The following is a 14,644-nucleotide window of genomic DNA, read 5'->3' on the forward strand; positions in this document are numbered from 1 at the left end:
GCGTGAGCGGCCGCAGCGACGCGGACCAGGCCCGGGCGGCTTCAACCAAGCCGCTCGATGCCATCGAGCGCGATATCGCAGCCAACACGCGCGCCTATGTCGTAGGCCCCTATCAGCAACGTCGCGGCGCGGCGACGGACGCCAACCAGCGCTCGTTCGCGGCACGGCTGGACGAGGCTGTCGGCCTGGCGGCAGCCATCGACCTGACCGTCGTCGAGCCGATCCAGGTGCTGCTGACGGCCTTGCGACCCGCGACCTATCTCGGCAAGGGCAAGGTCGAGGAGCTGGTCGAGCGCATCAAGATCGAAGAGATCGGCCTCGTCGTGATGGATTGCGCCCTGTCGCCGGTCCAGCAGCGCAACCTCGAAAAGGCGTTCGGCTGCAAGGTCATCGACCGCACCGGCCTGATCCTCGAAATCTTCGGCAGAAGAGCGCGCACCAAGGAAGGCGCGCTGCAGGTCGAACTCGCCCATCTGAACTATCAGAAGAGCCGGCTCGTGCGGTCCTGGACCCATCTGGAACGGCAGCGCGGCGGCTTCGGCTTCCTCGGCGGTCCCGGCGAGACCCAGATCGAGGCCGACCGCCGCATCATCCAGGAGCGCATGACCAAGATCGAGCGCGACCTGGAGAGCGTCAAGCGGACGCGTTCTCTGCATCGTGCCAGCCGGAAACGCGTTCCTTATCCGGTGGTTGCGCTGGTCGGCTATACCAATGCCGGAAAGTCGACCCTGTTCAACCGCCTGACCTCGGCCGAGGTTCTGGCGCAGGACATGCTCTTCGCCACGCTCGACCCGACGGCCCGTGCGATCAAGCTACCGCATGGCGCGCGGATCATGCTGTCGGACACGGTGGGCTTCATCTCGGACCTGCCGACCCAGCTCGTCGCGGCCTTCCGCGCCACGCTGGAGGATGCGATCGAGGCCGATGTGCTGCTGCATGTCCGCGATGTCGCCCATGACGACACGCAGGCCCAGGCAGCCGATGTGCAGAGCATCCTGCGCGATCTCGGCATCGATCCCGATGACGGCCAGCGTGTCGTCGAGGTCTGGAACAAGTCGGACCTTCTCGACGGGGCCGAGCGCGAGCGACAGCTTGGCCTGTCCGAGCTGAAGCCGGAGGCGAGCCGCCCGGTGCTAGTTTCGGCGCTGACGGGTGACGGCGTAGCTCGACTGACCGACGCGATCGAGACCCGGATCGCCAAAAGCCGGCCGGTGTACCGGCTCACGCTCGCACCTGGCGACGGTAAATCGCTGGCGTGGCTCCATGCCAATGGCGAAATCCTGGAGCGGGAGGACGCCGAGGACGGGGCGCTCGCCCTGACGGTCAGGCTGCCACCGGAGCGCGAGGGGGCTTTTTGTGCCCGTTTCCCGGAGGCGCAGCGACAGGGTTAGGCGGCGCCGGATTTCTCGGCCCGTTTGACCATCTGCCAAAGCGCCTCCATCTCGGCGAGCGTCGCATCCTTTGCCGCCTTACCTTTGACCTCAAGCGCCTGCTCTATCCCTTTGAAGCGGCGTTCGAATTTGGCGTTTGCGGCGTGAAGGCAACCTTCCGGGTCGGCATCGACATGACGGGCAAGGTTGGCCACGACAAAGAGCAGGTCTCCGATCTCTTCCTTGATGGCGGCCTTGTCGCCGGAGGCCAGCGCCTCGTCGATCTCGGCTGTCTCCTCCCTGATCTTGTCGAGCACCAGCCGGGCGTCGTTCCAGTCGAAACCGACCGTAGAGGCCTTGGCCTGAAGCTTCCAGGCCCGGCTCAGGGCCGGCAATGTGTGCGGTACGCCGGCGAGAACGCCCTTATCCTGAGTTCGTTCGGGCAGTCCGGCAGCGTGGCGGGCTAATGCCTTGTCGGCCTTCTCCTGTGCCTTGATCTTGTGCCAGAGCGCCTTGACCTCGGCCGGCGAGAGCTCGCGCGCATCGCCGAAGACATGCGGATGGCGGCGGATCATCTTGGACGTGACGGCCTCGACCACGTCGGGAAAGGCAAAGGCACCTTCCTCCTGCGCCATTTGAGCGTGATAGACGACCTGGAGGAGCAGGTCGCCGAGTTCGTCCTTGAGGTCGACGAGGTCGCCACGAGCGATGGCCTCGGCGACCTCATAGGCTTCCTCGATCGTGTAGGGCGCGATGGAGGCGAAGTCCTGCTCCAGATCCCAGGGGCAGCCGGTGCCGGGCGTGCGCAACGCCGCCATGATCTCGATCAGCCGCGTGATGTCGCGAGAGGGCTTCAACGCTGCAAATCTCCTGCGGTGACGTCTTTGGCGCATGAAGTGTCCCGAAAACCGCTTCGCACTTTTCGGGCTCGTGCTCTACCGTCCTCCCATGATTCAAGTGACGCCGTCCATCGCCATCGACGAGAGCGAGATCGAGGAGACCTTCGTGCGTGCCTCCGGTCCCGGCGGGCAGCATGTCAACAAGGTCTCGAGCGCTGTGCAGCTCAGATTCGATGTCCGGCGCTCTCCGTCGCTGCCCAATGACGTCGCCATTCGCCTGATGAAGCTCGCCGGTAGCCGGCTGACGCAGGATGGTGTCATCGTCATCGTCGCGCAGGCGCAGCGCAGCCAGAAGCGCAATCGCGAGGAGGCCTTGGAGCGCCTGCTGGAGATGATCCGTGAGGCCGCGATCCGGCCGCAGACGCGCCGCCCGACAAAGCCGACCAAGGCATCGAAGGAACGCAGGCTCGTCTCCAAGGACCGGCGCTCCTCGATCAAGGCCGGCCGCTCGAAGCCCGGTGCTGATTAGTGGAGGCCGGGCGACCGCCTGCGGGTGGCGAGAAACGACGCGAGCGCAAGCCGCCGCGTCGCATTACCGCCGACTATCTCCAACGTGCCGCGATGTACTACCTGGAGCGCTATTCCGCGCCGGCCGCGCAATTGCGGCGCGTGCTCGCGCGCAAGGTTGCGGTGAGCTGTCGCTTTCATGGCGACGACCCGACCGGCTTTTCGGCGATGCTCGACGATGTCGTCGCGCGCTGCGTGTCGTCAGGGCTGGTCGATGACCGCCGCTTCGCCGAGGCGCGCGCCGCCAGCCTGCGCCGAAAAGGTCAGTCGTCGCGGGCTGTAGCGGCCAGGCTGGCGGCCAAGGGCGTAACGCGGGATCTGGCGGAACAGGCCAGCAGCAACAGTGCCGAAGATGAGATGGCAGCCGCCCGGATCGCGGCGCGGCGCAAGCGGCTCGGGCCGTGGAGCCGCGGCGACAGGGCTGCGAACCGTCAGAAGGACCTGGCGGCACTCGCGCGCGCCGGGTTCGCGATGACAATCGCCCGCGCCATCATAGACAGCGCGGGCGATGAAGAAGAGGCGAGCTCGTAAGGGCAGGGCGGCTCAGTCGAGCTTGACCTGCGCATCTTTCACGACCGTGCCCCAGCGGGCGATTTCCGCCGTGACGAACTTGCCGAAATCGTCTCCGGCGAGGGTCGGAATCGGCGAGCCGTTCTTCTTCCAGGTCTCGGAGATCAGCGGCGTCTTGAGCGCTTTCTCGACCTCGGCGCGCATGCGGGTCACGATATCGGCCGGCGTGCCCTTCGGCGCCCACAGCGCATACCAGGTCGCGACCTCGTAACCTTCGAGCCCGGCCTCCTTGGCGGTCGGCACATCAGGGATCGCGTCCGAGCGGGTCGCGGCCGCGACCGCCAGACCGCGCAGGCGCCCGCTCTGGATCTGCGGCGCGGACGAACCGAGCCCATCGAACAGGATATCGACCTGTCCGGCGACGATGTCCTGCAGAGCGGGTCCCGCGCCGCGATAAGGCACATGCGTCAGGTTGGTCTTGGTCTGAAGCTTGAACAACTCGCCAGCGAGATGGTGGGTCGTGCCATTGCCGGCGGAGGCGTAGTTGAGCTTGTCGGGGTTTGCCTTGGCGAAGGCGATCAATTCGGCCACCGTCTTGGCCTGCACCTTGCCGGGATGGACGACGATCACTTGCGGCGGCTGGGCGATGACGGCAATCGGGATGAAATCGGTCTCGATATTGTAGTCGAGCTTGGGATAGAGCGCGGGCGCGATGGCGTGATGGGCCGCGCCGACGAAGAAATTATAGCCATCGGCAGGAAGCTTTGAAGCGGCCGAGGCGCCGACCGTGCCGCCTGCGCCGCCGCGGTTTTCGATGATGATGCGCTGACCGAGCTGCTGGTCGAGCTGGGCTGCCAGCGGGCGGGCGAAGGCGTCGGTGCCGCCGCCGGCGGGGAAGGGCACGATGAAGGTGATCGGCCTTTGCGGCCATGCCTGTGCTTGAGCGGGGCCTGCTGCGGCGAGAAACAGCCCGGCGGCTGTGCCGAGCGCGGCAAGGCAGTAACGTGACGTGGTCATTGGATCAGTCTCTCCCTGGACTCTGGAAACGGCTCTTGCTGGCCATTGCTCAGCCGCTGATGCGGATATTGATTGCAGGGAGTAGGCCATTCGATCGTGGTCTTGGCAAGATCGTTGTCTTGGCAAGCATCGCTGTCTTGGCAATCATCGGGTTCGCTGGCGGTCCCGACCAGCGCGCGTTCCTGCGCTGGCCGATTGACAATCGCCGTCGCGGCGGAGATCGATCATGCCCATGAGCCGCCTCGACAGTTTCATTCGCCGTCTCGAAGCACAGCGCCGCGTGCTGGACTGGGCCGCGGCCGAGATCGAGGGGCAGGACGGGCCGGTGCTGGAGCTTGGCCTGGGCAATGGTCGCACCTACGACCATCTGCGCGAAATCCTGCCAGCTCGTGCCATCCACGTCTTCGAGCGCGATGCCAGACCAAACCCGCGCTCGATGCCGCCGGCCGCTTATCTCGTGCTGGGAGATATGGCTGAGACGCTGCCCGCCTTTGCCGAGAGACACGGGCGCACGGCCGTGCTGGTTCATGTCGACGCGACGACCGGCGTGCCGGAGCGAGACCGCGTCGAACTCGCCTGGCTGCCGGGCCATGTTGCTGCTCTGGCAGCGGCGGGGGCGCTGGTGATCAGCGGTTCTGCCCTGGAGCACGCGGCGCTGAGCCCAGTCGCCTTGCCCGCGGGAGTGCCCGATGGACGATATTTCGCTTATCGGCGCGTGACCTGAGCGGCCGCTTCGGACTCGCCGCCGTGACCGTTGTTTTCCTGGGTTTAAGACCCCAGAACCTCAAGGAGGTGCAGCATCGCGACGGCGGCATCATCCGGTCGATGGCGGTCAGCAGGGCGACAGCGTCACAAAGGGCCGCCTCCTTCTATGTCTGAGACATCCAGATCGACGGAGACCTCACCGCGGACCGAGAAGTGCCGCGATGTCGAGCATGAGGCCGGAAGACTGCCGCCAGCCATGACATCACGGCTTCCGGAGAACCGCTCCGGGATTGAGAATGCCAAGCGGGTCAAAGGCGAGCTTCACGCTCCTCATCAGTTCAAGCGCCTCGGGCTGCGCAGTCCGGGCCAGAGCGCCGACAAGCGAGCGGCCGATGCCGTGCTCGGCGGTGATGCTGCCACCGAGCTTGGTGACGATCTCGAAGATGCAGTCGTTGACGGCCCCTGCTGTTGCGGCAAGCGCGTCGGCGGTGGGGTAATCCGCTTTTGGGAACAGCAGGTTGACGTGAATATTGCCGTCGCCGAGATGGCCGACGAAGAGCGGTCGGGCGGCCGGAAACCGTGTCGCGGACGCTTGCAGGACCGCCTCGATCAAAGCCGGCACATCGGCCGTTGCAACGCTGGTGTCATGGGAGATGCTGGCGCCAGCGAGACGGTTTGCCTCCGAGACGGCAAAGCGCAGGGACCAGATTGCTTTTGCCTGGGCTTCGCTCTGAGCGATAACCGCATCCGACAGCACGCCATCCTCCAGTGCCCGCCCGAGCACATCGGCCAGGGTGTGCTCGACAGGGGCCAGCGGATCGCTGTCGGCAATCTCGATGAAGCAGTACCATGGGTGACGAGCGCCGAGCGGCAGGGTCGTGCCCGGCACGAGATCGAGCGTCAGCCCCATTTCAGCGTCGCACATCACCTCGAAGCTGGAGATCCGTTCTCCCGCAGTCGTCCGCAAGAAGCCGAGCAGGTGCAAGGCCGCGGCAGGGCTCGCAAGCCCGCAAAGTGCGGTGGCGCTGACCTTTGGCCGGGCGAACAGCTTGAAGGCGGCGCCGGTCACGATGCCCAGCGTCCCCTCCGAGCCGATGAGCATGTCGCGCAGCGCATAGCCGGCATTGTCCTTGCGCAACGATTTCAAGCCATGGATGACGGCGCCATCGGCCCGCACGAATTCGAGGCCCAGGGTGAGATCGCGCACCGTGCCGTAGCGGATCACGTTGATCCCGCCCGCATTGGTCGCGACGATGCCGCCGACCTGGCATGAGCCCTCGCTGCCCAGGCTGAGCGGGAACAATCTGTCGGCGCCGGTTGCCGCCCTCTGCACGTCGGCGAGGATGCAGCCGGCATCCGCTACCAGCGTGTTGCCGACCGAATCGATCGATCTGATGCTGTTCAGACGCCCCAGCGACAGGACGACGGCATCTCCATTACCGTCCGGTGTCGCTCCGCCGGACAGGCCGGTGTTTCCACCTTGCGGCACGACGGAGGTGTGGGTCGCCGTGGCCCAGCGCATGATCTCCGACACCTGGTCGACCGTGCGAGGGCGCAGAACGGCGCGCGCTGTTCCGTGGCGGCGACCGCGCCAATCGCTGAGATAGGGCGCCATCGCTGCGGGATCGGTGACGATGCAGGCGGGGTCGAGCAAGGCTTCGAGCGATTGCAGGCCCTCCGGCATGTCAGACTGTCCCACCATCGACGATGAAATTCTGGCCCGTGCACATGCGCGAGACGTCGGATGCGAGAAAGAGGACCATCGCCGCGATGTCCTCCGGGTCGATCGAGCCCCTGATCGCCTGCGCCTGCTGGGATGCCTCCCATTTCTCGGGCGTGATCCAGAGCGCGCGCTGGCGCTGCGTCATCACCCAGCCAGGCGTCACGCAATTGACCCGGATGCCGTCAGGGCCCAACGCTCGCGCGAGCGAACGGGTGAAGCCGAGCACGGCGGATTTCGCCGTGGTGTAGGCGATCATGTGCGGAGAGCCCTTCATCCACGAAATCGAGCTCAGATTGATCAGCGAACCGCCGCCGAGCCCCTGCATGTCCGGGGCGAGCGCCTGGGCTACGAACATCATCGGGCGCAGATTTACAGCGAAGCGGTCATCCCAATATTCCGGCGTCACCTCCTCGAAGGCGTGCCGTTCATCATGGCCGGCATTGTTGACGCCGATCGCGAAGGGGCCGCAGGCCTTGCGAGCTGCGGCGATTGCCTCCTGAGTTGCGGGGATGTCGCGCAAGTCGACGGCATGGAACGAGACCGTTGCGCCGGCTTCGGCCAGCATTGCCGCCAGCGCTTCGCCGCGTTCGCGATCCCGATCGAGGAAGGCGACCTTGACCTCCTGGCGAGCGAGCGCCTCGACGATCGCGCGGCCGATCCCGTCGGCGCCACCGGTGACGAGCGCAGCGCGACCGGCAAGGTCCGGGTAGACGGCGTCTGGCCTCATGCGCCGAACTCGGATGCGTGCAGGCCGGGGACATCGACCGGCAAGGTGAACAAGCCTCCCGAAAGGGGCGCTTCCGTCAGGACGCGCGAGGGCAGTCGAACGCGGGCACTGGTGATGAACAGTGTTTTCAGCCCGTCACCGCCAAAGGCGATGCTGGTCGGGCGCGGAACCGGCAGGCGGACTTCACGCACAAGCTTTCCGTCCGGCGCATAACGATGCAGGCACCAGCCGTCCCAGACCGCGCACCAGACGAAGCCCTCGCTGTCGACGGCAAGTCCGTCGGGACGGCCGAGCGCTCGGTCGATTTCGGCGAAGATGCGTCGGCGGCCGAGCGTCCCCTCACGGATATCGAAATCATAGGCATAGATCCGCCCCGGCGCGGAATCGGCGAAGTAGAAGGTTCGCCCGTCCGGACTCCAGTCGAGACCGTTGGCGACGGTCAGGCCGCTTTCCCGGCGCTCCCAGGATAGATCGGGCGCGATCGCATAAAGCGAGCCGCTGGTGCGGCTGGCGTCGAGCCGCATCGTCCCAGCCCAAAGGCGGCCCTGCCGGTCGCATTTTCCGTCGTTGAAACGATTATCCGAAATCTCGGCTTCCGGATCAACGAGAGGCGTGAGCGTGCCGCTGGCGAAATCGAAAGCCTCAAGCCCATCCTGCGTGAGCGCGACCAGCCCGCCGCCGCGGCGCCGGGCGACGGCACTGACCAGGCGAGGCAGCATGACCTCCTCATTGGCGCGGGTGGCCGGATCGAAGCGGTTGATCGAGGGGGCGAGGATGTCGACCCAGTAGAGCCGCTTCTCCGGCGCCGACCAGACCGGCCCTTCCGCGAGATGGGCGCCCCAGGGCAGCACGCATTCGACCTCGGGATCGACTGCGCGTCCCGACTGGATGCTGGGTGAGATATTCATGTTCAGCGGCGTCGCTCCGACATTGCCGGAGATCTGCCGCGCTGCCGCCATGAGATCGCGGCCTGTCACGTGCAGCCGGTCGCTCGTCAGGCGCGAACTCGGGCCGAAAATGCCGATGGCGGCAACCGCGCTGCCGGTATGGTCGAAGATCGGCGCTGCGACGGAGGCTACGCCCGCGACATGCTCTTCGAGCGAAATGGCATAGCCCCGCGCGCGCGCCAGTGCGAGATCGGCCAGCAGCGCATCTTCCTGCGTGAAGGTCGCTTCGGTGAAGCGCTCGAGCTTGATCCTGTCGAACACGGCTCGCTGCTCATGCGGCTGCGCGAAAGCGAGCAGCGCCTTGCCGCCCGCCGTGCAATGCAGCGGCGCGCGCCGGCCGATCTCGATGCGGAAACCATAGGGGCCGCCGCGGCTGCGCTGATCGATATAGAGCGCTTCGTCATTGTCGATCGCGCAGAGCGCCGCCGTTTCGCGGGTCTCTTCGGCGAGGCGTTCCAGCACGGGGGCGGCCGCGCCGCGGAGATCGAAGGATTCCCAGACGCGGTGGGCCAGCTCGAACAGGCGGTGGCCGAGCCGGTAGGTGGCGTCGCTGTCCTCCTGCCGGATCAGCCGGAAGAGCACCAGCGTGTTGAGCATGCGCGCGAGCGTGCCCTTGGGCAGGCCTGTCGCGGCCTGAAGGTCCTTGAAGCGGGGCGGCGTCGGCGCTTCGCCGATCACGTCGAGCAGATAGAGCCCCTTGGCCAGCGCTGCGGCGCCGGTGGGAACGTCGCGCTCGTCCGGAGTCAGGACGCGCGCTTCGCCCGAGCCTGCACTGCCTCGTCGATCATGCGGTCGAACGTCCATCGCGGTTCATATCCCAATTCGTTCCGGATCCTGGCATTGGACGTCCGGTAGAAGACGCCGCCACCCGGCAGGTCGATGGTCTTCAGAGGAAGCGCCGTCAACTCCGCCATCCTCGGCAGCGCTGCGGCGAAGTCGACAGGTTCTGTCGCGCCGAGATTGTAAACCTGTCCGGCTGCTGCGGGATGGTCGAGCGCGAGCAGGATGCCCTCGACCATGTCGCGGGTGTCGGTGATGTGCATCTGGAAGGGGCGCCCGGTCTCGTTACGCGACAGCACGAGCGCCTCGCGGCCTTCATCGGCCTGCCGAAGCAGCGCAACCGCGGCTTCGTTGCCAAAACCCTCCTGCTGGCGGATCTTGGGGTGCAGGAAGAAGCGAGGTCCGGAAAAGAAGCTCTCGGGATCGAGCAGTTCGGTTGCATCCTGCGTATGCGAGAAGCGCAGGATGGTCGCCGGCGTGCCGCTGCTGCGCTCGAAGAAGCGGACAAGCTCCTCGCCGAGCAGCTTGGTCAGCCCGTAAGCCGATCGTGGCTTGAGTGGATGGTTCTCGTCGATGGGCTGATAGTCGGGCACGTTCTCCGGGTAGACTTCGCCGGAGCTCGCGAAGACGAACCTGCGCGGCTTTACCCGCGCGGCTTCCTCCAGCAGAACGCGCGTGCCCTCGACATTGGCGCGAAACAGCCTGTCGCCATCGGCGGGCAGCCAGGACATGAAGGCTCCGAGATGCAGAATGGCGTCGACGCCGCCGACCGCGTCCGCCGCCGCCGATCGTTCATCGAAGCCGCCAAGCACTTCCCGGTAGGCCGGGTGTTCGATGCCGGACGATCTGAGGTCGAAGCCCGTCACCCGGTGGCCGGATTCGAGCAGGCGCCGCGCGACCCTGGACCCGACACGGCCGGCGCTGCCGGTGACGAGAACGCGCGTCGCGTCGCTCATCGGATCGCCTCCTGCGTCACGGCATCGAAGACGTGCAGCCGGGCTGGATCGAAGGAGAGCGTCAATCGTTCGCCAAACGCACGGCCGTCCGGGCTGATCAGCCGCGCGATCAGGGAATTGCCACGACCGTCCTCATCGCTGGCCCCATTGCGCGCCTGCCCGACACGGTTTTCCGGCGGAAGGTCGACATAGACATATTGTTCGCTGCCGAGACTTTCGACGAGGCGTGGCTGCACCTCGAACGACACGGCGCCGGGTCCCGCCATGATGTGCTCCGGCCGCAGGCCGACGATGACGTCCTTGCCGGGGAGGGCGGCGAGCGGAACGGGCAGCGTCACGTCCTGGCCGAAAAGCCGGACCTGCGCGCGCCCGCCTGTATCGGCCACCGGCGATTGCAGGAAGTTCATGCCGGGCGATCCGATGAAGCCGGCGACGAAGAGGTTGGCTGGCTCGCGGAACATCAGATCGGGATGGGCGATCTGCTGGATCTCGCCATCCTTCATGATGACGATCCGGTCGGCCATCGTCATGGCCTCGGTCTGGTCATGGGTGACGTAGATCGTGGTGACGCCGAGGCGTTTGTGGAGCGCGCTGATCTCGGCGCGGGTATGGACGCGCAGTTTGGCGTCGAGATTGGAGAGCGGCTCGTCCATCAGGAAGGCGAGCGGCTCGCGCACAATGGCACGGCCCAGAGCCACGCGCTGGCGCTGGCCGCCCGACAAGGCGCGCGGGCGCCGGTCGAGCAGATGATCGATCGCGAGGATCCTTGCAGCTTCCGTGACGCGGCGTTCGATCTCTGCAGCCTCGGTGCCGCGCATCTTCAGGCCGAAGCCCATGTTCTTGCGTACGGTGAGATGCGGGTAGAGCGCGTAATTCTGGAAGACCATCGCGATGTCGCGATCGCCCGGCGAAAGGTCGGTGACATCGCGCTCGCCGATCGTGACCTTGCCGGAGGAGGCTTCCTCCAGCCCAGCGAGGATCTTGAGCATCGTCGACTTGCCGCAGCCCGATGGGCCAACGAGGACGACGAACTCGCCATCTGCGATATCGAGGGAAAAGTCCTTGAGCACGGAAAGCCCGCCATAGGATTTCGTGACGTGCTCGATGCGAATACCGGCCATTGCTTGGTCCTGTGGCTTACTTCTCGGCGCCGGCCGTGAGGCCGCCGACGAGGTAGCGTTCGAGGAAGAGGTAGATCAGCAGGATCGGCAGGGCGACGAGGATCGAGGCGGCCGATATGTCGCTCCAGTTGCTGACATATTCGCCCTTCATCGTCGTGATGCCGAGATTGGCGGTCCAGTTGCTCTGGGCGTTGGTCAGGAAGGTGCGGGCATAGGCATAATCCGACCAGGACAGCACGAAGCCATAGAGCGCGGTCGCTGCGAGCCCCGGCGCCGAAACCGGCAGGATGACCCTGACCATGGCGCCAAGCGGCGAGCAGCCGTCGATCATCGCGGCCTGCTCCAGCTCGCGCGGGATCGTGTCGAAATAGCCTTTGAGCATCCAGGTCGTGAACGGGATGATCAGCGTCGCGTGAGCGAGGATGATCGACCACAGGCTGCCGATCAGCTCCAGCTGGCGGAAAATGCCGAAGAGCGGAATGACGAGCAGTGTCGCCGGCAGCATCTTCGCGGTCAGGATGAACAGGCCCAGCGAAGGGCCGCCGCGGACGCGAAAGCGCGACAGGCTGTAGCCCGCCAGCACGGACACCGTCATCGACAAGGTGACCGCACCGATGGCGGCGAGCGCCGAATTGCCGAGCCAGAGCAGGATCGGCCGCTCGGCCATGATCTCACCGAAGACATGCCAGCGCGGCTGATCGGGCCAGAATTTCGGCGGCAGCTGGCGCAATTGGTCGGGCTCCGACAGCGCCGTGACAACGAGCCAGTAGATCGGGAAGACCAGAATTGCGCAGGTTGCGATCACTGCGGCGTAGAGGAGGATGCTGTCGCGCGGGCGGCGTCTCATGATTGCGCCCCTAGAGATGCAATTCCAAACGGAGCGTCGTCCCGGGCGACCGCAGGGAGACCCGGGATCCATTCCCGAACCTCTCCGGGAAGCGCTCCGGAATGGATCCCGGGTCTGCGCTGCGCTGCGCCCGGGATGACTCCGTCATATTTTTGAAAGTCTGCTGGATTTGAGGCGAAATGGCTCATCAGCTCGTCCTCAGATGTTGTCGGGCGCGCGGGCGATCATCAGCCGGCTCGCGATGATGCAGACGATCAGGGTGATGACGCCGATGGCCGAGGCGTAGCCCATCTTGAAGAAGCCGAAGGCCTGCTCGTAGGTCATGATCGAGAGGCTCTGCGTGGCTTTCAGCGGACCGCCTCCGGTGAGCACATAGATGATCGAGAAGTCGCGGAAGACCCACAGCATCACCAGCACCAGCGTGACGCCCAGCACCGGCATCAGCGAGGGAATGGTGATGTGGAGCAGGCGTTGCCAGGCGCTGGCGCCGTCGACGCGGGCGGCGTTGTAGAAGTCCTCGGGGATCGACTGCAGTCCCGCCAGCAGCATGATCGAGACGAAGGGATAGCCCTTCCAGACCATCACGACGCAAACGACGGCGAAGGAAGCCGTCGGCGAGGAAAACCAGTTGATCGTGGTGTCGACGAGCCCGAGCTTGATGAAGACCCAGTTCATCAGGCCGAAGGAGGAATCGAACAGCCAGGCGAAGATCACGACCGCGATGACTTCGGGCACTGCCCAGGGCAGGGCGACGAGGAGGCGGGCGAGCGCCTGCCCCTTGAAGCGGTTGTTGACCAGAAGCGCCGTCGCCATGCCCAACAGGAAGCAGAAGAAGCTGACGATCGTGACCAGCTTGAACGTCACCCAGCAGGCGTTCCAGAAATCCTCGGATGCAAAGAGGCGCGCATAGTTCGCGGTGGTGAAGGGCCGGCGCGGCTGGTCCAGCCTGGCGATGTTGACGTTCTGGAACGAGAGATCGACCGAGACGAACAGGGGATAGACGATGATCAGCCCGATCAGCAGCACGGCCGGCGCGAGCAGGAGATAGCCGAGCCAATGGCGCCGGCTGGGCCGCGCGAGATCGAGGAAGGCTGATCGGGACAAGGGATATCTCCTGTCGCTCGCCGTCATTCCCGGACGGCACATGGCGCCGACCCGGGAAGCTCATGACGAGACGGCGCTGGTTTCCGGGATGGCCGGGTCAAGCCCGGCCATGACGAGCGGAATTCACTGCTTCTGCAGCGCCTCGGCCTTCTTCTGCATGGTGGCGGCGACGACCTTCGGGTCGAGGTCCTGGATGATCATGCGCTGCGATTCCTCCATGATCATCTTCGCGAACTCGTTGAAGGAGAGCTCGAGACCCTTGGGGATGCGGTCGACCTTGGCGTCGGCGGCAGCCCGGGTCGCCTTCACCAGCAGGTCGAAATGCGGCGTATCCTTCGCTGCAGCCGAGGTGTCGGCGCGCGGGCTCGGGGGCGGCGATGCGCCCAGGGTCGCGTAGCTCGACTGGAACTTGTCGGAGGTCGCGATCTGGATGAAGTCCCAGACCAGCTTCTTGTTCTCCTTGGGCGCGTCGGACGCGATGCCCAGCACATTCGACGAGCCGCCCATGGGCGGGTTGAACGGTACCATGCCGAGCCTGATCTGGTCCTTGGCCTTGCCCTTCTGGATGATCGGCCAGAGCCAGGGGCCATCGCTCTTGAGCGCGATCTTGCCGTCGGCGAACATCTGGCGGACTTCGCCGGCTGCGAGGTCGCGCGGCGTCAGGCTGTCCTTGACGATGGTCTTCCAGCGCGACAAGCCTTCGACCATCTGCGGCGTGTCGATGGTCACTTTGCCCGCCTCATTGGTCCAGCGGCCGCCGGCATCGAGCGTATAGTTCATCATCTCGCTCATATACTGGCCGCCGCCGCCCTTGGTCTCGTGGCCGGTACCGAACTGGTCGATGATGCCGTCGCCGTTCAGGTCCTTGGTGAGCTTGCGTGCAGCGACGAGGAATTCGGCATAGTTCTTGGGAACTTCGATGCCTTCCTTCTTCAGCAATTCTTCGTTGTAGGCGAAGATGTTGCCGAAATAGAGCATCATCGTGCAGACGGTCTGCTTGTTCCAGACGCAGGTGTCCTGTCCGGCCCAGCCCTTCATGTCGAGCTTGGCGTCCTTGATGTAGCCGTCGAGCGGGTCCAGCCAGCCATTATCGGCAAATTTCTGGAATTCGAAGGAGGCGAGATGGACGATGTCGGGCGGCTTGCCGCCGGCAAACAGCGTCGTCATCGTGTCGGCATAGGCGCCGCGCTCGACCTTGGTCCATTCGATCTTGACGCCGGGATGCGTGGCCTCGAACTCCTTGATCACGGAGCCCCACCAATCGCCGACGCCGCGCTCATCCTTCTGCCAGGAGACGAACTTCAGCACCTTGCCCTGGGCTAGCGCTGCACTCGACGTAAAGCCCGCGGCCAATGCCAGAGCAAGCGCGGCGGCGGAGAGAAACAACCTTGTCTTCGGCATGACGTGACCTCCCTTGGTTTTGGCTTTTTG

15 protein-coding genes are annotated in these 14,644 nt (G+C 65.4%); 5 read left to right on the plus strand and 10 right to left on the minus strand.

Annotated elements, in window-relative coordinates; translation table 11 throughout:
- The first annotated feature begins 2 nt into the window (after nt 1–2).
- Nucleotides 3–1,391 carry a GTPase HflX gene (hflX, locus tag C4S73_RS05855; protein WP_200827939.1) on the plus strand — a complete coding sequence of 463 codons (1,389 nt, stop codon included), beginning with the start codon at nt 3–5 and terminating at the stop codon, nt 1,389–1,391.
- Here hflX and mazG read toward each other — a convergent pair.
- Nucleotides 1,388–2,227: a nucleoside triphosphate pyrophosphohydrolase gene (gene mazG / locus C4S73_RS05860; protein WP_103871535.1), complete on the minus strand. Its 840-nt coding sequence runs from the start codon at nt 2,225–2,227 to the stop codon at nt 1,388–1,390. The genes hflX and mazG overlap by 4 nt on opposite strands.
- Nucleotides 2,228–2,318: 91 nt before the next feature.
- On the opposite strand from mazG, the gene arfB reads away from it, so the two are divergent.
- Nucleotides 2,319–2,738 (plus strand): alternative ribosome rescue aminoacyl-tRNA hydrolase ArfB, encoded by a 420-nt coding sequence (gene arfB, locus C4S73_RS05865; RefSeq protein WP_103871853.1) that lies wholly within the window; start codon nt 2,319–2,321, stop codon nt 2,736–2,738.
- Between the two features lie 92 nt (nt 2,739–2,830).
- A complete protein-coding gene (locus C4S73_RS05870; RefSeq protein WP_103871536.1) occupies nt 2,831–3,307 on the plus strand; it encodes a regulatory protein RecX in 477 nt (158 codons plus the stop codon).
- Nucleotides 3,308–3,319: 12 nt separating this feature from the next.
- On the opposite strand, the gene C4S73_RS05875 is transcribed toward C4S73_RS05870, so the two are convergent.
- Nucleotides 3,320–4,303, minus strand: coding sequence for a Bug family tripartite tricarboxylate transporter substrate binding protein (locus C4S73_RS05875; RefSeq protein WP_103871537.1), 984 nt, complete (start codon nt 4,301–4,303; stop codon nt 3,320–3,322).
- A 226-nt stretch (nt 4,304–4,529) separates the two neighbouring features.
- Between C4S73_RS05875 and C4S73_RS05880 the strand changes: the two genes are divergently transcribed.
- Together C4S73_RS05880 and C4S73_RS28860 are read left to right on the plus strand one after the other, a co-directional pair.
- A complete protein-coding gene (locus C4S73_RS05880) occupies nt 4,530–5,027 on the plus strand; it encodes a class I SAM-dependent methyltransferase (RefSeq protein ID WP_342210565.1) in 498 nt (165 codons plus the stop codon).
- A 23-nt stretch (nt 5,028–5,050) separates the two neighbouring features.
- Nucleotides 5,051–5,182, plus strand: a complete 132-nt coding sequence (locus C4S73_RS28860; protein ID WP_280177572.1) for a hypothetical protein — start codon at nt 5,051–5,053, stop codon at nt 5,180–5,182.
- Nucleotides 5,183–5,270: 88 nt separating this feature from the next.
- Here C4S73_RS28860 and C4S73_RS05885 read toward each other — a convergent pair whose 3' ends face one another.
- The 8 genes from C4S73_RS05885 to C4S73_RS05920 all read right to left on the minus strand — a co-directional run bounded on the left by C4S73_RS05885 (nt 5,271) and on the right by C4S73_RS05920 (nt 14,614).
- A complete protein-coding gene (locus C4S73_RS05885) occupies nt 5,271–6,692 on the minus strand; it encodes an FAD-binding oxidoreductase (protein ID WP_160115680.1) in 1,422 nt (473 codons plus the stop codon).
- Nucleotide 6,693: 1 nt separating this feature from the next.
- Nucleotides 6,694–7,458, minus strand: a complete 765-nt coding sequence (locus tag C4S73_RS05890) for an SDR family NAD(P)-dependent oxidoreductase (protein ID WP_103871540.1) — start codon at nt 7,456–7,458, stop codon at nt 6,694–6,696.
- Entirely contained in the window at nt 7,455–9,209 is a 1,755-nt protein-coding gene (locus C4S73_RS05895) for an SMP-30/gluconolactonase/LRE family protein (RefSeq protein ID WP_103871541.1), read from the minus strand. The genes C4S73_RS05890 and C4S73_RS05895 overlap by 4 nt, the downstream gene beginning before the upstream one ends.
- Nucleotides 9,149–10,141, minus strand: a complete 993-nt coding sequence (locus tag C4S73_RS05900) for an NAD-dependent epimerase/dehydratase family protein (RefSeq protein ID WP_103871542.1) — start codon at nt 10,139–10,141, stop codon at nt 9,149–9,151. Before C4S73_RS05900 ends, C4S73_RS05895 begins: the two co-directional genes overlap by 61 nt.
- Nucleotides 10,138–11,262, minus strand: coding sequence for an ABC transporter ATP-binding protein (locus C4S73_RS05905; RefSeq protein ID WP_103871543.1), 1,125 nt, complete (start codon nt 11,260–11,262; stop codon nt 10,138–10,140). Before C4S73_RS05905 ends, C4S73_RS05900 begins: the two co-directional genes overlap by 4 nt.
- A 16-nt stretch (nt 11,263–11,278) precedes the next feature.
- Nucleotides 11,279–12,109: a carbohydrate ABC transporter permease gene (locus tag C4S73_RS05910; protein ID WP_103871544.1), complete on the minus strand. Its 831-nt coding sequence runs from the start codon at nt 12,107–12,109 to the stop codon at nt 11,279–11,281.
- A gap of 198 nt (nt 12,110–12,307) precedes the next feature.
- Nucleotides 12,308–13,240: a carbohydrate ABC transporter permease gene (locus tag C4S73_RS05915; protein ID WP_200827958.1), complete on the minus strand. Its 933-nt coding sequence runs from the start codon at nt 13,238–13,240 to the stop codon at nt 12,308–12,310.
- Between the two features lie 96 nt (nt 13,241–13,336).
- Nucleotides 13,337–14,614, minus strand: coding sequence for an ABC transporter substrate-binding protein (locus tag C4S73_RS05920; protein WP_103871546.1), 1,278 nt, complete (start codon nt 14,612–14,614; stop codon nt 13,337–13,339).
- Nucleotides 14,615–14,644 lie beyond the last annotated feature (30 nt).

The organism is Allobosea lathyri (genome assembly GCF_900108245.1).
Lineage (GTDB): Bacteria > Pseudomonadota > Alphaproteobacteria > Rhizobiales > Beijerinckiaceae > Allobosea > Allobosea lathyri.